We start from the raw sequence: 21,026 nt of genomic DNA, 5'->3' as shown, positions 1-21,026 counted from the left end.
ATAATATATGAAAATACTTGATAAAAGTATTATAATACAACTTTAGATACTAGTATCAATTCAGATTTACAAATAAATCTTCCTCAATATTCTTTCTTAATATCTTTTCATAATATTTAACATAATTAATCATATTTCCCTTATACCCTATATATTTTAATATAAGCATATTTAACACTTTATTAAGCCTTAAAGAAGTTTCGAATATTTCTAATTGTGCAATTTTATTATCTTCACCCCGCAAGGTTCTTCCATGTAAAAAATCATTCCTAGCACCAATAGCTTTTTTATCTTCTTTTGTTAAACAAACATTATATATTTCAAATGGTTTTAATAGTTTCTCTTTATTTGTTGGTTTATTAATATTCTGAATGTTTTTTTGTAAAATTTGGAAAGCATCTTGTGAACCATTTTCATCAATAAAATTTTTACAGTCCTCTAAAACCGCATTCAATTTTTTAATAAAAATTCTTGCTTTTTTCTTATCTTCAATGGGCTGTAAATTATTGTTTTCCAATGCAATAATATTTGTAAGCTTTTCAAGTGCAACTGAATATCCTGCAGGCTGTAATGTTAATGTAGCATTATTAGCTTCTATAAATAATAAAATCAGATAATTAAATTCGTCATTTCTATAAACATGACCTATTAAACTTTCGAAATTTTCTCTATTGAAAACTATTAATTCATCTTCATAAGGATTTCTATAAATTGGATTATAATTAGCTTCTGGCAGAATAGATTTACTCAATGTTTTATAATATACATCTGGATTAAGGAAATTTTCTTGTGCTGATTGAAAATAATAACATTCATTTTGATAATAGTTCGTGGTAATAAAACCAACACAAATCAGAATTGAATTAACAATTAATTGAAATTCATTATGATTTATCATGTCTAATGAATCTATTATTATATAATCACTTTTTCCATTATTAAAATTTATAATTCTAAACTCCTGTTTATTAAAAGTAAAACGAAAATTCCCTGTAGCTCTTAAGCTTCCTTCAAATCTAAAACTATTAGACTGAAGATAATCCGAAAGAATGAATTTAGGAGTTTCAATGACACATCTGTTAAAACAATTTAATGAAAAATCGCCTGAGCATAGGCTTGTTATATATGAATAAAAGATTATTTGACCTTCAAAAACATTATTTTCTTCATTTTTAATAAATTTTGCAGGCCTAGTACAAAATTGAACTCCCTCTATATGATAATTTTTTTTATCTATAATAAGGTCCAGAGAGTATAATTTTTTAACATCAAAAAAAATATTTTTAATTTCTATTTCAAAACGATTCTTGTCTGGATTCTTTTTTATGATAGCTACTTGTTCAAAAATATCTAGTTCATAACATGAAAAATTTATTTCACGTTCTTTCTCAAACATTTCTATAAAGGAAAAAGAATTATAGAAATCTACATCTTCAAAGCTTTCATCTACATCTTTCTGTAGTTTCTGAATGTATTCAAATAAATTATCTAAAGAGTCCATATAGTTTAATTAGTATTTTCGATTAAATATTTATATAGAGTTTTACATCTTCAATATAGGTTTGACTTTTATTAAGAAACATACCTTAATTTTTGTTTCCTCGTATTTAGGCTTATGCTAAAACTAATCATTTCAAAAATGATTTGCAATACTATACTTGGATTTAAAATTAGTTTTAAAAAACCTATTTTTACTAAACAATTAAATGAGACGGAAAATAATACTACCTGAATTTGTAAAATTCTATATTTCTTTTTGTCTCTTAAAAGGATCATTTTTTTAAACTAAAAATTATGACTGTAGGTTACGCCAGAGTTTCAACTTCAGAACAGAACATTTCTACTCAAGTAGAAATCTTAAAAGAAAATGGTTGTGAAAAAATTTTCACAGACATAGCAAGTGGAGTTCGTGAAGATAGATCAGGATTAAATGAAATGCTCTCTTATTTAAGAAAGGATGATACCATAATAGTTTATAAAACAGATAGGATTTTTCGATCTCTTAAAAATATGATTGAACTTATTGAAAAGTTCAATCAAAAGGGTGTTCTTTTTAAAAGTATAACAGAACCTGCTTTTGATACCACATCAGCAAACGGAAGATTTATTATTCAGATTTTTGGGGCTGTAGCTGAATTTGAAAGAAATTTAATTAGTGAAAGAACAAAGACTGGGTTAGAGGGAGCCCGAAAAAGGAAAAAACTTTTAGGAAGGCCTACAGGATCTAGTCAAAAAAGCCTAGAAAAATATCAATTTGTCAAGCATTTATATGATAACAAAAATATTCCTATTGATAAAGCTTGTAAACAGGCTGGTATCAGCAAGGCTACTTTTTATAGAATTGACAAAAGGGATAATTCTGCTAGCTAAATAGTATTAATATATAAATAAGCCACTCTTTGAGTGGCTTATATTCTTTTTTCATGTTATAGTTCGATGGATAGTTTCCGTAAAATAGTTTTTTTAGGTATAATTGTTGAAAATAATTCTTCAACAACATTTTCTTTAAAGCCCAATTGCTTTAAGAAGGAAAAATCAGTTTCATCTTGAGCCAACTTAATAACTTTTCTTAAAAGTGTAGGTTGACTAATTTCAAATTCGAATGGTTCTAGTTTTCTATAAGGAGATAACCAAAATATACATTTGTTATACCAATCTTGTGTAATATTTCCAATATCCTTAGTTCTATATAAAATAGCTGCAGCTGACATTTTCCATACTTTTTTTAGACTGAAAAGCTTTTCTTTATTTAATCTTTTGAAAACTGATTGTACCTCTGATTTAGGTGCCAAAAAAGCAGCAGCAAAGGCATCAGCTTCTTTTTCTTTATTTCTGCTTTCAGGAATGATAAAGTCAAAATGAAAAATTAGATGCGCAAGCTCATGAGCTATCGTAAATACTTTTCTTGAATTTGGAATTTTATTATTAATTAAAATTAGTGGAACTCCATTTACATAAGTGCTAACTCCATCAAAATTTCTATTATCACCACTGATAAAATCAAAATCAAAAAAATGTATAATAATTCCATTCTTTTCCAGTAAGCTTACAATGTCATCAATTGGACCTCGTAAAACTCCAAATTTTAACCTAATTTCACTAGCCAAGTATTCAAAGTTGAAATTATGATCTTCAAGATCTATTATAGGAATTTTGTTTTCTGGAATATCAATAATATCTAAAAGGTTAGCTACGGTCATAGATATTAAAGTAAGTCTCGCTTCAAATGCACTTACAAGGCTTTTACTTGTTGATGCTAATTTTCTGTAAAACAATTTTTGAGACGGCAAGTTTATCTCACTTTTAAAGAATTTAGCAGTAAACTGATCACTAAGATTTTGAATCTGCTCTAACTCTAAAGGCCTTTCTCCATTTTCAATGTTGCTAATAATAGATTGTTTTGTATTAATCTTTTTACCAAAAGCTGTCTGGCTTAATCCAAAATAATCTCTTGCCAATCTTAAAGTTGCATTATTAAAGATTGTTGCATTCATATTGTTTTTCTCATTGTTAATAAATAGATGATGATTGAAGGATGAGAAATATTAATACTTACCCAACTTTAGAATCTCCGTCTTGGGCTTGATTTTTTAACTTTATACCTAGGCTTTCTCCAGATATAAAATACTCAGATAAATTTAACTCATAAGCTAATTCATCATTTTCAAATCTAACTAATTTTACAGTAATTCCTCCATTTTCATTAGGCATATATACAAAATAAAAAATTGGAGGTTGATGCTCAATCCCTCTTCTTTGCAACTCTTTTCTGACGGACTTCTTTAATGAGACATCATTTCCTGCTGTTGTGTTCTCAAATCTCTCAGTTGAGATATTTTTAATTTTCCCATTTTTATCCATAGCTTTAAAACAGAATAGGGCTTTATTATCCAATAAAAAATAAGTCATGCCATAAGTGCTTATTTTTAAGGTCATATCAAAAGCCTTGAAATCTGAACTAAGTTTAGAATAAAAATTTGCAAATACCATCGAATTTATAGTTGATGCCTGATGTCTTTTATTAAAAAATTCAAAAGGGTTATCAATTATATATTTCTGACTCTTTGCATAACCTTCTATAATGCCTGTATAGGCATATTTCACAAAATCACTGTATTTTTTATTAGTGATTTCCTTGTCAAATACACTTTTATTGTGTATATTTGTTCTCCCATTTGGGGAAATACTTTGTGTGTTAAAATCCATTATTTTACAAATTATAAAGTATCTCACCCTTCAATGACCATCTTCCATCTTCTTGCTGCAACAAGAAGATTTTTTTTTGCTGTCTATTTAGACATTACAAATGTACGAAAAAAAACAAAACCACCAAAAAATATAAAATTTTATCATAGTTTTATTCAGTTTTTAATTTTATCCTATCCAACATGAAATATAAATCACTGAAAATCAAAGATATAATCAATTTATTAAATTGATTTAAAATATGAAAAAATTAATTACTCAAAATACGAAACCTTTTTTAAAGGTGAAATTTCGAATTTATTTGTTATTTTATCATTTCGAATTGTGGATTATCATCTTCTTTTGGAATTGACAGTTTCCTGCCCTTTTACTTCTGAAAAATCAAAAGGAAACTGATTTACTTTTTCCTGGAATTCTTTTTTTATATCCAAAACAACCTTTTCAATGGGTATTCCTTCATTAAAAAAATCAATCACCTCTTTGATATTACTGACTCCATAAACATCAATTCCTTCCACCACAGCAGCTTCTCTGGTATTTTGCATGGGTAAAATAATCCCCTTAAAACCCTCCTCCTTCGCCTGGATTGCAATGGGTAAAATTCCTTTAATAGGTTGTAAGCTTCCATCCAATGAAAGTTCTCCCATAATGATATAGTTGTGGATATTTTCAGCAAGAATTTGGTCTGATGCAGCTAAAATCCCTATCGCAATACTTAAGTCATATGCGGAACCTTCTTTCCGAAGATCTGCGGGAGCCATATTAATTGTAATTTTTTTACCGGGAATCTTGAAACCGACATTTCTTAATGCTGCAGAAATCCTATAGCTGCTTTCTTTGATCGCATTGTCGGGGAGACCAACTAAATGATAGCCAACGCCACCTGTATCAATATTAACTTCAATAGTAATCGTTTGTGCCGCAACTCCATGAATTGCGCTTCCATAAATTTTGATCAGCATAAGTGTGTTTTAATGTAAATATATCATTTTTTATAAATGAATGAAATATTCATCATTAAAAACTCTGGCAAGAATTTATGTATTTCCTTTGTTGTTTTCAACCGCCTTTCGTAACATCAACCCATTTTTTGAAACCAGATAAAACCTCTAATTCAGAAATAGAAAGTTTTATAGCTGAGTTAGCACTTCCACAAGCCGGATACACAAACTCAAAATCTTTAAGCGAAATGTCTAAAAAAACCGACACTTGCGAATTGACACCAAACGGACAAACACCACCAACAGGATGTCCTACCAAAGGTTCCACATCTTCAAAAGCAAGCATCTTTGCCTTTAATCCAAATTCATCTTTAAACTTTCTATTATCGATCTTCCGGTACCCTGCGGCTACAATTAAAATAACATCATTATTCTCATCGTACAATGAAATAGATTTTGCTATTTTATTTCCACTAATGTTCAATGCTGCTGCAGCCAGCTCCACCGTGGCACTGGAGGTATCGAATATTATCACTTCGGAATCCTTATTCCATTTTTTCAAGTGAAGCTTTGCTTTTTCTATCCCCATTTTAATTACATCTCGTTAAATATAATTCATTTCTTACAAAAAAAGAAGGACTCATCACGCTATATTGGTTCTGTTTCCGGATAAAAAAACCGGTGCAGAATAAATTCTGCACCGACTCCACAATTATTGAAAAAACTAACATGAGTTATAAAGGGGCACTCATATTTTACTTTTTAATGAACTTATTTTTGTACATTTTATCTTTAGAATCTTTGGAAACAATAATATAATTGCCTGTAGCAAGACTGCTTACATCGATAGGCTGATTATAGGTATGGTTCTTTTTTTGTAAAACCAGTCTTCCTGATGCATCAATTATAGAAACTTCTTTATAAACTTTATCCGAATCTTTCCCAATGAAGATAAGCTGAGTCGCAGGATTTGGATAAATACTCATTTCATTCCCTTTTTTAGGATCAACTTCTCCGGTTCCAAGATTACAAAAGTTCCAGTTTCCAAAGTTTAGCTTTACAAAAGATTGTAATCCCAGGAATTCACATTGATCAGGACAATAAGCCGTACATGCATAGAAGCCATACTCACCTGATTCTGTCGCTACATAAGTATCTCCGGTAGCTCCAGAAATGATGCACCCATCTCCTGAAACCGGTGGTATATTGCTCGGTGCACATTTGTACCATGTATGAACTCCATACACAACCGGAAAAATATCATCAAATTGTACCGATGCACCATTACATACATTATATTCTCCCGGACCTATATCTTCGTAAGTTCCCGGTGTGAGTGTCGTCATCATAGCCGGAAGTGCATAGGCATATCCATCAGCCATAATTTCTGCGCTTTGTGCTGTACAATCATTAAGGGTAGCTTCTACTTTAAAATAATAAAGCATATCACTTGAACCATTAATCGTCAGAGTCTGGGAGGTAGCCCCAGAAATAGGAACCCAAGGATTAGTATTGGGGGACTGCCATGTCCACGCCTGTTTGTACCATTGATAACTACCATAAGTTTGTGTTGAAAGTACTTCTGATTCCGTGTTGCAAAACACGACTTTATTGGGAAATTGAGCTCCTAATCTAGGACTGGTAATGGTAGGTGTAAATGAACACTGCGCACTTACTTTTAAGAGATTTAAAAGTAAAAACAGTGATAAAAAAATTAGTTTTGTTTTCATAGATATTAATTTAATTTTGGTTGTTATTTTTCGGTCCTCACAAATCAATCAAGTAATACTCTTATTCCGAATTTGACATTAAAATTCAAAGGCTTCTCTTTATAGATTGTATTCAAAGCACCATCGTTTTTAAAATGATAGCCTATACCGGGCTCTGCATATATGCCTATTTTGTCAACAAGTTTTAGCTGCAGCCCTAAAGCTGTATTTAGTGAAACCTGTACCGGCTGGTTTCCAAGCTTTTCTTTTGTTTCACCATTCACTTCATTATCAACAATATATTGTGTCTTAAAGCTTCCTCCAACGGATTTTTCAGCAAGCGCTCCTGCGGTAACATAACCCGTAAAATTCCCTTTCTGGATAACGTTGTAGTTAACCTGAACAGGAATGCCCAAATAATGTATTGTCTGTTCACTTTTTACAAAGTTCGACTGGCTTCCGGAATGAAGTTCAGAAGATAGTTTAGTATAGTTTAAACCAGTCCCTATACCCCACTTTTTACCCAGATTATAATAAAGAGAAACGCCAAGATTCAGAGGAACTTTATGCCTTACCGTTGCTTCTACATTTTGACTCTGGTTAGCCACAAGAACTTTTACAAATGGATCTTCAGAAAAAGCAGATGCACTCCATACCTGATCAAGAGTTAACGGACCTCCGCTGATTGTAGCATATCCCGGAAATTGTTGTGAGTTTGATGAGGCTTTACCTGTCAGTAAACTCAGCATCCATGACTTTTTGTTCTTCTGTTTTTTTTCTTTTAATGTATTTGCTAATGATTTGTCCTGTACCCCTAAATCCGTTTCAGAAATAAGTTTGTTAATCTCCTCTTCTCTATTAATAGGTAAAAGATTCTTCATTTCACGAATCCCAGGAATCTGATTTTGAATTACAGGAGCATATTGTGTGTGCAGGCCAGCCAACAAATCCGTTCCTTCGTTTATCAATCTATACTGGACATTTCTTACACCACTCCTATTCCCATATGCATATACATTCGTTGAAAAAATATCCTGATCCGGGGTACGATATTTCTTCTGCCCAAATTCCTTAACATCGGACTCTCCTTTTTCGTTAAATGAGGAAATGCGATTATCTGGCGTCTGAGAATTACTTTCAACAGAACCCTTATCTTCTGACTTGGCAATTTTGGGTTTAACATTATTGTTTACTTCCCATAGTTGTTTGCCCACAATAAAAAATAATGCAATCGCAGCGGCTATACCGGCAATACGATAAATGAATGCCCCTCTTTTTTTATTTGAATCTGAGTCTTCACTATCGATCGCTTTATTTGCTTCAGTAAAAAGCCCAACAATATTTTTATCCTCATCTTTATCGAATAATTCATCTTTGATGTTATCCCATAATCCATCCGGAACATCACCTTCGTGATCTTCCATCTTCCTGCGCAGATCGTTTAACCATTGATTACTCATATTGCGCTTTTATTAATATTTTATATTCTTTAACTTTCTGAACAAGCATAGCTTTAGCTCTGTGAAATTGCGACGCCGAAGAATTCTCTGCTATCCCCAACAATTCCGCAATCTGTTTATGGCTTTTATTTTCAAATACATAGAGATTAAAAACAGTCCTATAGCCTTCCGGAAGTGAACGGATCATTTCCATCATAGCCTCCTGCGGCATCTCTTCTATTTCCGGTTCCTCATCGTCCGTTATATCAGGAATATCAGAATCGTTCATCATTACTTTAAAATCTGAATGTTGTCTGATATGTTTTAGTGATTCATTGACCACAATACGGGTAATCCAGGCTTTAAGCGATCCGCTTCCCCGATACTCAAATGAATCTATTGAGCGGAACATTTTGATAAAACTATTCTGTAGTACGTCACGGACGTCATCCTTATCAATGATATAGCGAGAGCACACATAAGAAAGATTCCCGGAATATGCTCCGAAAAGCTCCTTCCATGCAGCTTCTTCTTTTAAGAGAAGACGATTAACTAAAATCTGCTCCTTATTTGCCTCCATTGATTATGTTTCCCTGACGCCTCGTTTAATGATTGATAAATCTTAATGCAAAAATAGGTTGCAACATTGCAAAGCGCAACCTATTTTAATTTTGCATCTAACTATTACTTAATTTTTTATACAATATGGAAAATCATATTTAATCATTTCATACGGTGTCAGCACTGTTCCGTCTACCGTAATTTTTTCTGCGACCAAACCAAATTTCATTGCATAGTTCTGGCCAACATAAAATCCTTTTTCTTTCGCTGTAAATGTCACAATTGTTTTTTTCACCGCTCCATCCATTGGAATATTGAGCTCTAAAGTCTTAGGAGTAAAAGTTAATTCCACTGCATTATAACTTGCATTTACCACAGCTGTATAATTAAGGTTATATTTTATTTTTCCTATTGCCGTAAGAGCAGCTTCAGTTTTTGCAGGGTCTTTTACTACGGCTTTCACAATTTCTTTTACGGGAAGGTCTGCGAACTTTATGGTGTCTTTCTTCACAGCAAAACTTACTACCGCCTCAGCTTTATTGTTTCCCTGACTTGTTATTAGCCTTCCTTTATAATTTCCAATAACATCTTGTAATTTTACTGGTGGAATATCTGGTCCGTCATTGTTACATGATATTAAGCTAAGTCCCATAAAACCAATCAACACAGCCATAAAAGCTTTAAGTACTATAAATTTCTTCATTTTTTAAATTTGTTGCATTAAACACTATTTTATTTATTTTGAGTACTCACTTATATAAACCCTCTTTTCTTAAAATCTTGCACAACTTTTAAAATAAAAATGAAAACGCAAAAGTAAGCAACTGATTATCAGTTAAAAAAAATCACAATATCAATACTTTAATAATAAACCAGTAAATTCAGGCTTCGAAATAATTACCCCTTTGCATATCTAAAATATCCTGCAATGCTTTTTAAAAAACCAATAAAATCCATACATTAGATTATCATAAAAAAATAATATGAAAGCCATTATAATCAATGAATTTGGAACGGCCGACCAACTTAAAATCGCAGAGATAGAAAAGCCGGTAATTACTTCTGATCAGGTTTTAATAAAAGTAAAAGCCATAGGAATTAACCCTGTAGAAACAAAAATCAGAGCTGGCTCACATATTTCATCGAAAACGCTTAAGTTTCCTGCCATTTTAGGAAAAGATTTCAGTGGGATTGTTGAGGAAGTGGGAAAGAATGTTCAGAACGTTGAGGTCGGAGATGCTGTTTTTGGATTAGCTACTCAAACTTATGCCGAATATATTGCCGTCAGTCCGGAAGTATTCGTAAAAAAGCCTGAAAATATCACTTTTGAAGCAGCAGCAGCTGCTCCTTTAGCTGGTCTCACCGCTTATCAGGCTATTCATGATCATTTAAAAGTTCAGTCTGGCGAACACATTCTGGTTCAGTCCGCAGCGGGAGGAGTTGGTCATTTTGCCGTTCAATTGGCTAAAATAGCCGGTGCTTCAGTGAGTGGTACAGCCTCCGGTAAAAATATTGAGTTCATTAAAGAGCTTGGTGTGGATCAGCCTATTGACTATAAAAATCAAAGGTTTGAGGAAATCTTATCCGGTCTTGATGCTGCCCTTGATACTATGGGTGGAGAAGTATTGTATGGATCAATCAATTGTGTAAAGCCCAGAGGAAAAGTCGTTTGTTTACCTTCCTATACTAAAGATGATCCTAAAGCAATTGAACTGGCACAAAAACGCAATATCAATCTGATGTGGACCATGCTTACTTTTAAAAGGGAAAGCCTGATGAAACTATCAGAACTGATCGAAAAAGGATTATTAAAGATTTTTGTTGGAGAAATCTTGTCCATGGAGGAGATAGCAGAGGCGCACAGAGAAATTGAGACCCATCGTACAAAAGGAAAGATTGTAGTTAGAATATAGTTTTTATTATTTTAATATATTTGTTAAAAACATCATCTGAATGAACCTTGAACAGGTTAGTTTACATCTTGAGGCATATAAGGAACATGATCAGATATTAGATGCGGCCAATTATCTGATCCGCACTTTTAACCTGGAGCATGAAAACTTTGCCGGCTTTGGATTCCGGGAGGAACTCTCCCCTAATTCCATGTTATTGACTGCTGAAGGACAATTGGGTCACCCTCAAAAGGTAATGATCCCCAGAAACTTATTCGATTTTGATTTAAATCTTATTCTGAATATGCTGGCTCATGAAATGCTTCATGTAAGGCAGAAAGCTCCTGGTCAATTTATTGAAGATAAAAATGAAAGGGAATTTCAGGCATATTCGGAAATGCTTTTTCATCGGATTTTTCCACAAATTCCTGAAGTTTCGGATTTTCATAAAAAATTTTTTGGAAATAAAGCTTTGGAATACTACAGAAGAATGGGAGAAAATTCTCAATTACAGCAAAAATATGCAGGGCAGAAATTAGAAGTTGAACAATTAATAAACCAAATATCATGATAATAAAACCAGATATCTCCTGGGCAGATTTTGAGAAAATAGATATACGATGCGGAACTATTATTTCCGTTAATGATTTTGAAAAGGCAAGGAATCCTTCCTACCAGTTGGAAATTGATTTTGGCCCGCTCGGTATTAAAAAATCTTCTGCTCAGATCACAGCATTATATCAAAAAGAAGACCTAATTGGAAAACAAATTTTAGCTGTTGTGAACTTTCCGAAAAAACAAATTGCCAACTTTTTTAGTGAATGCCTTGTTTTAGGATTGTATGGTGAGAACAAAAGTGATGTTACTCTTTTAGCACCTTCGCTACCTGTAAAAAATGGAATGCAGGTGGGATAAAATATAAAATACTTATGATACAACACATTCCTTTAGAAAAGATCTTATTCCTTGATATTGAAACAGTTCCGAATGCAGGATCATGGGACGACTTATCTGAAACAGACCAGAAGCTTTGGGATAAAAAAACCAGATTTCAACGGAAAGATGATATTTCTGCCGAAGAATTTTATTCTGAAAGAGCAGGAATAATGGCAGAATTTGGGAAAATCATCTGCATTACCATAGGAATGGTAGAAAAGAATGACACTTTAAAGATAAAAAGCTTTGCTCATCATGATGAAAAAAAGCTCCTTACAGAGTTCGGAGAAATATTCAACAGTCCAAGGCTACGGGATGTAATTTTATGTGCACACAATGGAAAAGAGTTTGATTTTCCCTGGATTGCACGACGTTTTCTGATCAATGGAATGCAACCTCCGGTTCCTTTTCAGATGTTCGGAAAAAAACCTTGGGAAATTCCTCATATCGATACGATGGACCTTTGGAAATTCGGAGATTATAAAACGTTTATTTCCCTTGAATTGCTAGCGCATGTTTTTGGAATTCCAACGCCTAAAGATGATATAGATGGCTCAATGGTTTCATCAATCTACTACATAGAGAAAGACTTGCAAAGAATAGTTGACTATTGTGAAAAAGATGTCTTAACTTTGGCAAATGTTTTTCGCCGCATGCGGCAGGAAGATTTGTTGAAAAGAAATATCAATCAAGATTAAAAAATGAAATTTACAGACGATCAAATTGCTGATATAGGAGAAGAAATTATAAGAGTACTTAAGTCCGTATACGATCCTGAAATCCCTGTGGATATTTATGAATTGGGACTTGTGTATGATGTACAGATTTCTGAGGATGGCGATGTTAAGATCATCATGACTCTTACAACTCCAAACTGCCCGGTTGCAGAAACATTACCGCAAGAGGTAAAGGATAAGGTTCAAAGTGTAGAAGGAGTAAACAGTGTTGATTTAGAACTTACTTTTGAGCCAAGCTGGAATAAAGATATGATGAGCGAGGAAGCCAAATTCGAACTAGGAATGCTCTAAAAATCAGAATAGAAAATAAAAAAACCGCAGGAATTTCTGCGGTTTTATTTTTCAGTCTCTGTTGCTATTTTTTTCCCTTCTCTTCTGCTCCATTCGCTCCATGAACCTACATAAAGATCAGGGATTGGTAAGCCGGCATAGTCCAAAGCTAATATGGTATGACATGCCGTGACCCCTGAACCACAGTGAATGATCAGGTTTTGAGATTTGTCCTTTAATAATTTTGAATATTTTTCTTTTAAAACTTCTGGTTTAAGGAAATTCCCGTTTTCATCAAGATTTTCAGAAAAAGGAATATTAATTGCTCCGGGAATATGCCCCGCTGTCAGATCAATCGGTTCAGACTCTCCTTTATAACGGTAAGCATCCCGTACATCAATTACTGTTGAAGAGTTGTTTATTAATTCATTTTCAACATCTTCCAGGCTTGATGTTGGCAGAAGCCATCTTTGATTTTTCATAGGTGCAGTTTTTTCATAAACCTCCTCTCCTGATGCAAATTCCACACCTTCTCTTTCAGCCGCCTGAAACCCACCATCTAAAACCTGAACATCTTTAAGTCCAAAAGAACGCAACATCCACCATGCTCGTGCAGCCGCATTGGCACCATTTTTATCATCGTAGATAACCACATGGCTATCTTCAGAAATCCCCAGGGCTGCCAATGTTCTACCAAATTCTTCAATCCCGGGTAAAGGATGCCTTCCTCCAAAAGCTGCATCTTCTCCGATTTCAGCAAGATCTGTATCTAGATTGATGAATCGCGCTCCCTTAATATGCTTTTCCAAATAACTCTGGTATATATCTTTACCTACTCGTGCATCAAGGATGATTAGATTTTGAGTTTCTAAATTTCTTAATTGTGAAGCTGAAATAATCGGGGACATACAATTCTTTTGTTAATTAGGTTCTGGCTAAAGCCGAATGATATAATAATTCAAATACGGGCTAAGACCCGCCTACTGATTGATTTTATATTCTAAAAATGAAAAATATCTTTTGCTTTATTATATGAGCTCTCGAAGTTTAAAAGATTAAGATTATGGTCTATCTTCTCTACACTCATAAAGTTAATTACCTGCTCGGTAGGCATATTACCTACCAGATCATCTTCCGCCATAGGACATCCTCCAATTCCTTTAATAGCACTATCAAATCTTCTGCACCCCTGGTCATAAGCCGCCTTTAATTTGGAATAAGAATCTTCATATCGGTTATGAAAATGTCCTCCAAAATTAATTTCAGGATGTTTTAAGGGTATTTTTTCGAATAAAAGGGCAATTTTTTCGGGAGTTGCAACACCTGTTGTATCGGACAACAAAATATTTTCAATTCCGATCTCCGAAAATCTTTGAGCCCAAAACTCTACATCTTCCAACTTCCACATTTCTCCGTATGGATTTCCGAAAGCCATGGAAAAGTAAATATTCAGTTCTTTATTCTCTGATTTTACAAGCTCCTGCATTTTAATGATCTCATTAAAAGCTTCTTCCTGATTTTTGTTGGTATTCCTGTGTTGAAAAGTTTCAGATATTGAAAAAGGAAACCCCAGAATATCTACAGACTGATGCTTTAGTGCTTTTTCAGCTCCTCTGTAATTTCCTATAATGGCAGAAATCTTCGTATTTGATAAAGATTTGTCTATATTTTCAGCAACCTCATCAGAGTCAGCCATTTGCGGGATAGCTTTTGGAGAGACAAAACTGAGGCTATCCAACACATCAAATCCCACTTCCATCAGAGAGTTGATGTAATCAATTTTTTTATTTGTGGGAATAAATTCCCCCCAGCCTTGCATGGCATCCCTAGGACATTCGGTAAGAAACATTTTCACTTTAGATTTTCTCAAATATAATAAAACTTAACAAGTTTATCTACGATCAATACAAAGCTAACATAATTTTGATTTTCAATTATTTATATATGATTCAAAATTTCAATAACTGATATTCAGCCGCAAATAATGTATTCTGAGCAGCAAATTTGCTAACTTTGTTAAAATTTATACCGGATAATGAGTACTATAGAATTCAACCAATTATGGAGAGAGAAGTTATTGAATCGTTTTCTTAACTATGTAAAAATATATTCAACAAGTGATGCAGAGAGTGAAGCAACTCCTTCTACTCCGCAGCAATGGGACATCGCTAATTATATTGTTGAGGAATTAAAAACAATCGGTCTGGAGAATGTTTCTATTGATGACAATGGTTATATTATGGGTTATGTTCCATCTAATCTTGAGAATAATGACCAACCTACCATTGGATTTATTTCACATTATGATACTTCACCCGACTTCAGTGGTGAAAATGTAAATCCTCAGGTTTGGGATAACTATGACGGAGGAGACCTCCTTCTTAATAAGGCAACCGGATTCACTCTTTCCTCTTCAAAATTTGAAAGTTTAAAAAAATATATTGGGCAAACTTTGATCACAACAGATGGGAATACCCTTCTCGGAGCTGATGACAAAGCCGGATGTGCAGAAATTGTTACGGCTGCTGAATATCTTATCGCTCACCCTGAGATCAAACACGGAAGAATTGCGATTGGTTTTACACCTGATGAAGAGATCGGAAGAGGTGCTCATAAGTTTGATGTAGCAAAATTCGGAGCAGAATGGGCTTATACAATGGACGGAGGTGAAGTTGGGGAGTTAGAATATGAAAATTTTAACGCTGCTGGAGCTGTTGTAAAAATCCATGGATTAAGCGTACACCCTGGTTATGCATATGGAAAAATGATCAATGCGAGTCTTTTAGCTGCTGAGTTTGCACAATCTCTTCCAGCGAACGAAACACCATCTACAACTAAAGGATTTGACGGGTTTTATCACCTGATGGATATTACTGCTGATATTTCTGAAGCCAAGCTTCAATATATAATCCGTGATCATGATGATGAAAAATTTGAAGCACGAAAAAAATTCATTGAGCAAAAAGTTGCAGCATTTAATGAAAAACACGGTGAAGGGACTGCAGAAATTGAGATTAAGGAACAGTATCGTAACATGAAACAGCAGTTCGAAGGAAAAATGCATATCATTGATCTTGCAGCCAAAGCAATGAGGGAAGCTGATATTGAGCCTAAGATAAAAGCGATCAGAGGAGGTACAGATGGGGCACAATTATCTTATATGGGACTTCCTTGTCCAAATATCTTCGCTGGTGGAATCAATTTTCATGGCCCTTATGAATATGTTGCATTAGAAAGCATGGAAAAAGCTACTGAAGTTATAATCAATATTGTAAAGAAGTAATAAAGCATTTGATTTAAATATTAAATAATAAGCCTCTGTTTGAACGGAGGCTTTTTCTTTTTCACACACAATCATCTCATTAACAAATTATTATATGCATAACGGTTTTTTTATTTTCTACTTCTCTTCATAGTGATTAAATAAAATTAATCTGTAACTTGGAAGAACTAAAAATCTTTCGCTTATGAAAAACAACTTTAACAATTTCAGAACTTATAGAAGATTTTTTAACCTTATAATTCTTTCTATATTCACAGCAGTAATTCTAACTTCGTGTTCACAGGACAATTTGAACGAGGACCCGGTAGCACCTCAAACAGAATCCGGTGGCTTCAAAACTCTGGGAAATCTTACTTTACAGAAAAATGTCATTATTCTTGATGATGAATCCGTATCAGCAATTTCCAAACTGGATAATCAGAATATTACCTTTAATAAAGCAACCGATCAAACTGATGACATTCAGGCCGGGAGTGTTTTAGTTGGAACAAAAATAGAAGGAGATCAGGTAAAGACAATCCTTTCTAAAGTACAATCTGTAACTAAAACAAATAATCAGTATTTTGTGCAGACATCAAGCGCTAAACTTGAAGAATTTATATATAGTGGAACGTTGAGTGGTGTTTATGATCCCTCAGGCAAAGCTCCCATCAGTGTTAATGGGAGGATGGTAAATTATGTTCCGGTTGAAGGCTTTATTTCCCAGGAATTAAATAATAAAATCATCAATATAGAAGCTAAAAGTCTAAGTGATCAGAAACTGGTTACTTTTAATCGTTTCAACTTTAACAGGACTTTTCCTATTAATCAACAAGTTGGTCCGGTAGGATTAGCTTCAAGCGTAAATGTAAAAGGCGGTGTAACTCCTAAAATTGATTACAATATTACATTTTCATGGGGACATCTGACCAACTTTTCTGTAAACTTTATCATGGATGATATTGTTTTACAGTCCACTGCGGATATTCAAGCATCAGTAGGTTACACGGTAAGTACTACAGATTTTGTAAGCATTCCAATTGTACCTATCGTATTAGGTCCGACCGGGCTTGTACTGAGTCCTACAATATCTGCAGGTCCTTTTCTTGGAATCGGGGCGACCGGCAAAGCAAAAGTAAACCTTCTTGATGTAGGAGGGACAGCTAATTTCCTGGTTTCAAAAAACCCGGCTCTAAACATCAGCTTGGAAAAAAGATCTGATTTCAGCATCACTTCTCTGGAAGGCACGTTATCTGCGGAAATAGGTCTGGAAGCAAAAGGCGCTGTTGGCTTACAATTTCTAACAGTACCTATTGCCAATTCAGGACTAAGGGGCAGAGCCTCAACTATTGCTGCCTTAGGTGTACAGCTTATACCACAAAGGAAGGGGATTATTGACCTAAAGGCAAAAATCCAGGCAGACATGTTTTATGGATTTGGAGTCTTCCCACTAAGATATGAAGGAACCATTCCCCTTTTCCAAAGAGAATATCCTCTATATCACAAAGAGATCGAATTTTAATATATTATCACTTAAATAAAAGAGAAGCCACGACAATTGTTGTGGTTTCTTGCTTTTGGAGCATAACAACATCATTTAGCCTGTAAGTATTTTACTTATAAATAATTATATTTTAAAGTGAAGGTGTTTTTTTTAATATATTTATTACTACAAAAAATCAAATTACATTATGAAAAAACTATTTAGAAAAGATTTGCTAACAATTCTGGGTAGCGGAGGAAATGGCTGCCACAGCAGCGGAGACTCCGCATATTGTTGGACAGATTGTGAATGCACTTATGGTAAGGCATGTGAAATGCAGGACGATGGTAACCCGGGAACCTGTGTAAGTATCGGCAGCCCCGGTAGTGGTGGAAATCCCGGAAGCGGCTGTCCCCAAGGGATGATTTGTGAAGAAGAACCGTTTTAATAATATCAATCGGAAAATTACTTTTCCGATTTTTTTTGCCTACTCATCAGATAAAATCATTGAGGGGAAACTAATTTACATAAAGCCCTTTATCAAAACACAAGTGCTCTTCGTTTTAGAAAACTCATCCTGCACTCACTAGCGACAGCTGGTTTGCGCCTGGTTAGTCCTTTATTACCATAAATCTTTATTCCTTTTAAGTAGAAACAAGCATATAATTCAATTATTCGTAATGGAACTAAAACCGAAATAAGTTTCAACTAAAAAGACTCACCACAACCTATAATAGTTACTTTCACAAAACCAACTAAAAAGACATGATATAAATCATGTTTTTGATAAAAATTAGATGTTTTATAAACAATAAAAGCTTTTGTAGTTTATTTTTTTGATTAATTACACCGAAACAATAAATACAAAACGCTTTATATCAATAAAATAGATAATTTTTTACAGTCATTTAGCTTAAATATATTTTATATTTTCGCGCTGAAAAAAAATTTTTATAAAAAAAAGGAGATAGATTTATTAGTTCCCACGATTGTACCAAATTGCTTATTCTTTTTAGCATCGTTAATTAGCACTAAAATAAATTAAGTAGCTCATTTTTAATGCAAAATATGTATTTGCGGTAAAAATCCGACATAAAAAAAATCCTTCTCCTGTGATTTAATAATATAAAAGAAAAAGAAGAAGACAATTCTTCTTAATAATATTATATAACCAATTAAAAACACAAGCAATGACTAAATTAAAAAACCTACTATTGTTGGTGACAACAATCTTTTTATCCAGCATAACTTATGCTCAGGTCGGGGTAAATACCACCTCCCCACAAGGAATTCTGCATTTACAAAACATACCAAGCAAACAAATGGGTTTGGTAATGCCTCGCGTGGACTCTACCGATGTTGCAGTAAGCAACAGCAATACAACTCCAGTAGAAGCTACTGTTGTTTATGATAATAACAAACGATGCCTTAGGTTGAAAACAACAGATGATTCCCAAGGGTGGAGTTCTTGTCTTATAGATGAAACAGAAGTTGAAAACTTAATCCAAACAGAAATAACCTATAATGGTAATAAGCCAGCCAGAGCTAATAAGGTCGCTGCTGCTGACCTCTATGCAGCAACATACATAGACCCTTATAAAAACAATTATGTTTATGGTATGGGACTTCAATCTTCCAATCAGCTAGGAGCTTTAACAGCTGGATCAAAATACCCATCTCTTATTTTAGGCCGCTCTTGTAAGGAGCTTACTATGGGACGATATAATGGAATGGCTATTACCACAAGTGGCGAGCTCTGGGTATGGGGACAAAATAGCTATGGAAAGAACGGAACCGGAAATACCACTACTGTAGCTTCCCCACGACAAGTTGCGCTTCCCGGAGGTGTTAAAGCTAAAAAAGCAAGAACCGGACAATACAATTCTCTTGTTTTAGGGGAGGATAATCAACTCTATGTAACAGGATATAATGGGTATGGTGTTTTGGGTGACGGAACAACAACCGGCCAAGCCGATACCTTTACAAAAATTAATTTCTTTAACGGGATGGAAGTTATAGATATGGATGTATTTATCTATGGAGCCATCGCAGTTACCAGTGATGGAAATGTTTACACATGGGGACTTAATAGTACAACGTACAGAAGAATAGGGCTTCCAACTAATGTAGGAACCGCTACTACCCCTACTCTTCTTAATTCTCAATTTACCTTGAATTCAGGAGAAAAAGTAGTGAAAGTACAAGTTGATGACTACTCCAATTATGGAGGTGGATTTATCACTGATCAGGGAAGGTTCTTTGCTTTTGGTTATATGTTATATTTTGGAGGAGGAAGCGTATATTCAGGACCTACAAATTTAACTCCTAACCTTCAATCAGGAGAACGTTTTACAGAATTCTCAATGAATAATGGTGTCGCTTTTATCACCAACCAGAATAATATCTATGGTGTTGGACTCAATACCAACGGTCGTTTTGGGACTGGAAATACAAATACCTTAAACACCGTTACAAGCATTACCCCAGCTCACCTTAATGGTTTTGAATATAGCGGAGTTAGTCTGGGATACAACAATATGTATCTTCCTGCTTCCAATAAAAGAAATGTACTATACGGAGCAGGACAAGGCGCTTACAGACAATTAGGAAGACTGAACGAGTCTGGATCAAATATTTTGGTTCCTGTGTATGAAGATAAGTAAGTTGACGATACTCATTTAACTGATATTAGTTATTAAAAGGCTGCCTTAAACTAAGGCAGTCTTTTTTATACACAAAGAATAGCTTTTGTTATTGCCTGGCATTTTTAGATAATGGTACAATTAGGATATTTTATCAATGATTACATAAAATACCTATTAACGAAGATGAGCTCAACCCGATACAAAAGCTTCCTTTTATCAAAACACCCATGCTCTTCATCAAATAAAATTTCATTTTCACGCTCACTGCTGTTGTTTTGCACCAGATTTAATACTATTTATTATTATGAAACAACGTTTTTTAGCAGTAAGCTCTTTATTGCTTTGTATTACCTGCTCAGTAGAAGCCAACGCACAACAAACACCAATCGTTCATATTGGAGTTAAAGCCGGTACAAATTTCACTAAAACATCTTCTGCCTCTTCTGACCTGAGCGGAAAATATGGAATGGGATATCAGGCGGGACTTATGGCAAGAGTAGACTTTAACCGGATATACCTTCAGGGAGAAGCTATATTCAACAAAAGAAAAACATCATATGACTTAAAAGATGGAAGTTCTTCGCAATTGAAATGGAATTCAATCGATATCCCTGTTGTAGCAGGTTATAAGATCGTAAGTTCCAAAGATTTTAATGTCCGAGCTTTTGCCGGAGGAGTTTACAGTTATGGATTTAATGATAATATTTCTACCTCAAAAGCACTGCGCGAAGGTTTAAAAAAATTCGATAAATCCAATATTGGTATTACCGGTGGAATTGGTGTGGATTATAAAAACTTCACCGTTGATCTGAGGTACGAAACAGGACTCACCAGCATCAGCAAAGAATTTAAATCCAAACCTCACAGCTTCTCGCTTGGAATCGGATACTTCCTGTTCTAAAAACTTAAATTATCTTTACCATTAGAAACTGCATTTCCTGCAGT

Annotated in this window: 21 protein-coding genes and 1 pseudogene; 11 read left to right on the top strand and 11 right to left on the bottom strand. The window is 34.1% G+C overall.

The genetic code is table 11. The features are described 5' to 3' along the window. Positions 1 to 55: 55 nt before the first annotated feature. Positions 56 to 1,501 (bottom strand): hypothetical protein, encoded by a 1,446-nt coding sequence (locus PFY10_13900; protein ID WBV55321.1) that lies wholly within the window; start codon positions 1,499 to 1,501, stop codon positions 56 to 58. Positions 1,502 to 1,794: 293 nt separating this feature from the next. On the opposite strand from PFY10_13900, the gene PFY10_13895 reads away from it, so the two are divergent. Further along, positions 1,795 to 2,370: a recombinase family protein gene (locus PFY10_13895; protein ID WBV55320.1), complete on the top strand. Its 576-nt coding sequence runs from the start codon at positions 1,795 to 1,797 to the stop codon at positions 2,368 to 2,370. 56 nt (positions 2,371 to 2,426) lie between these two features. On the opposite strand, the gene PFY10_13890 is transcribed toward PFY10_13895, so the two are convergent. From PFY10_13890 to PFY10_13855, 8 genes and pseudogenes are all read right to left on the bottom strand, one after another. After that, positions 2,427 to 3,494 (bottom strand): XRE family transcriptional regulator, encoded by a 1,068-nt coding sequence (locus PFY10_13890; GenBank protein ID WBV55319.1) that lies wholly within the window; start codon positions 3,492 to 3,494, stop codon positions 2,427 to 2,429. Positions 3,495 to 3,552: 58 nt separating this feature from the next. Beyond that, positions 3,553 to 4,206 carry a hypothetical protein gene (locus PFY10_13885; GenBank protein ID WBV55318.1) on the bottom strand — a complete coding sequence of 218 codons (654 nt, stop codon included), beginning with the start codon at positions 4,204 to 4,206 and terminating at the stop codon, positions 3,553 to 3,555. A 353-nt stretch (positions 4,207 to 4,559) separates the two neighbouring features. Next, positions 4,560 to 5,168, bottom strand: a pseudogene (locus tag PFY10_13880) (magnesium chelatase). A 97-nt stretch (positions 5,169 to 5,265) separates the two neighbouring features. Then, the gene (locus tag PFY10_13875) at positions 5,266 to 5,736 is read right to left on the bottom strand and encodes a YbaK/EbsC family protein (protein ID WBV55317.1); all 471 of its coding nucleotides are present in this window, start codon (positions 5,734 to 5,736) and stop codon (positions 5,266 to 5,268) included. A gap of 166 nt (positions 5,737 to 5,902) precedes the next feature. Further along, positions 5,903 to 6,877, bottom strand: a complete 975-nt coding sequence (locus PFY10_13870; GenBank protein ID WBV55316.1) for a T9SS type A sorting domain-containing protein — start codon at positions 6,875 to 6,877, stop codon at positions 5,903 to 5,905. Between the two features lie 44 nt (positions 6,878 to 6,921). Continuing rightward, a complete protein-coding gene (locus tag PFY10_13865) occupies positions 6,922 to 8,316 on the bottom strand; it encodes an outer membrane beta-barrel protein (protein WBV55315.1) in 1,395 nt (464 codons plus the stop codon). After that, entirely contained in the window at positions 8,309 to 8,875 is a 567-nt protein-coding gene (locus PFY10_13860) for an RNA polymerase sigma factor (protein ID WBV55314.1), read from the bottom strand. Before PFY10_13860 ends, PFY10_13865 begins: the two co-directional genes overlap by 8 nt. Before the next feature lie 108 nt (positions 8,876 to 8,983). Continuing rightward, positions 8,984 to 9,559: a DUF4840 domain-containing protein gene (locus PFY10_13855; GenBank protein WBV55313.1), complete on the bottom strand. Its 576-nt coding sequence runs from the start codon at positions 9,557 to 9,559 to the stop codon at positions 8,984 to 8,986. A gap of 280 nt (positions 9,560 to 9,839) precedes the next feature. On the opposite strand from PFY10_13855, the gene PFY10_13850 reads away from it, so the two are divergent. Genes PFY10_13850 through PFY10_13830 form a run of 5 tightly spaced genes read left to right on the top strand, consistent with a single transcriptional unit; the run spans position 9,840 to position 12,712 of the window. Beyond that, positions 9,840 to 10,769 carry an NADP-dependent oxidoreductase gene (locus tag PFY10_13850; protein WBV55312.1) on the top strand — a complete coding sequence of 310 codons (930 nt, stop codon included), beginning with the start codon at positions 9,840 to 9,842 and terminating at the stop codon, positions 10,767 to 10,769. A gap of 40 nt (positions 10,770 to 10,809) precedes the next feature. Then, positions 10,810 to 11,319, top strand: a complete 510-nt coding sequence (locus PFY10_13845; GenBank protein WBV55311.1) for a hypothetical protein — start codon at positions 10,810 to 10,812, stop codon at positions 11,317 to 11,319. Next, positions 11,316 to 11,663, top strand: coding sequence for a tRNA-binding protein (locus PFY10_13840; GenBank protein ID WBV55310.1), 348 nt, complete (start codon positions 11,316 to 11,318; stop codon positions 11,661 to 11,663). Before PFY10_13845 ends, PFY10_13840 begins: the two co-directional genes overlap by 4 nt. Before the next feature lie 14 nt (positions 11,664 to 11,677). Continuing rightward, positions 11,678 to 12,382 (top strand): 3'-5' exonuclease, encoded by a 705-nt coding sequence (locus PFY10_13835; protein ID WBV55309.1) that lies wholly within the window; start codon positions 11,678 to 11,680, stop codon positions 12,380 to 12,382. 3 nt (positions 12,383 to 12,385) lie between these two features. Next, complete coding sequence (locus tag PFY10_13830; GenBank protein ID WBV55308.1) at positions 12,386 to 12,712, top strand: SUF system Fe-S cluster assembly protein; 327 nt, start codon at positions 12,386 to 12,388, stop codon at positions 12,710 to 12,712. A gap of 44 nt (positions 12,713 to 12,756) precedes the next feature. Here the strand turns inward: PFY10_13830 and PFY10_13825 are convergent, their stop codons facing one another. Both PFY10_13825 and PFY10_13820 read right to left on the bottom strand, forming a co-directional pair. Beyond that, positions 12,757 to 13,599, bottom strand: a complete 843-nt coding sequence (locus tag PFY10_13825) for a sulfurtransferase (protein ID WBV55307.1) — start codon at positions 13,597 to 13,599, stop codon at positions 12,757 to 12,759. A 92-nt stretch (positions 13,600 to 13,691) separates the two neighbouring features. After that, positions 13,692 to 14,540: a hydroxymethylglutaryl-CoA lyase gene (locus tag PFY10_13820; GenBank protein ID WBV55306.1), complete on the bottom strand. Its 849-nt coding sequence runs from the start codon at positions 14,538 to 14,540 to the stop codon at positions 13,692 to 13,694. 186 nt (positions 14,541 to 14,726) lie between these two features. Between PFY10_13820 and pepT the strand changes: the two genes are divergently transcribed. From pepT to PFY10_13795, 5 genes are all read left to right on the top strand, one after another. Beyond that, on the top strand, positions 14,727 to 15,974 hold the full coding sequence (pepT, locus tag PFY10_13815; GenBank protein ID WBV55305.1) for a peptidase T: 1,248 nt from the start codon (positions 14,727 to 14,729) through the stop codon (positions 15,972 to 15,974). A gap of 184 nt (positions 15,975 to 16,158) precedes the next feature. Continuing rightward, positions 16,159 to 17,475, top strand: coding sequence for a hypothetical protein (locus tag PFY10_13810; GenBank protein WBV55304.1), 1,317 nt, complete (start codon positions 16,159 to 16,161; stop codon positions 17,473 to 17,475). Between the two features lie 169 nt (positions 17,476 to 17,644). Then, entirely contained in the window at positions 17,645 to 17,884 is a 240-nt protein-coding gene (locus PFY10_13805) for a hypothetical protein (protein WBV55303.1), read from the top strand. A gap of 742 nt (positions 17,885 to 18,626) precedes the next feature. Then, entirely contained in the window at positions 18,627 to 20,099 is a 1,473-nt protein-coding gene (locus PFY10_13800; GenBank protein WBV55302.1) for a hypothetical protein, read from the top strand. A gap of 286 nt (positions 20,100 to 20,385) precedes the next feature. Further along, the gene (locus PFY10_13795) at positions 20,386 to 20,982 is read left to right on the top strand and encodes a porin family protein (protein ID WBV55301.1); all 597 of its coding nucleotides are present in this window, start codon (positions 20,386 to 20,388) and stop codon (positions 20,980 to 20,982) included. The last annotated feature ends 44 nt before the right edge of the window (positions 20,983 to 21,026 follow it).

The sequence above is a fragment of the Chryseobacterium daecheongense genome, from assembly GCA_027920525.1.
Classification (GTDB): Bacteria; Bacteroidota; Bacteroidia; order Flavobacteriales; family Weeksellaceae; genus Chryseobacterium; species Chryseobacterium proteolyticum.
Note: the sequence above shows the minus strand (reverse complement) of the source record. Positions and strands in the feature narration are given on the sequence as shown.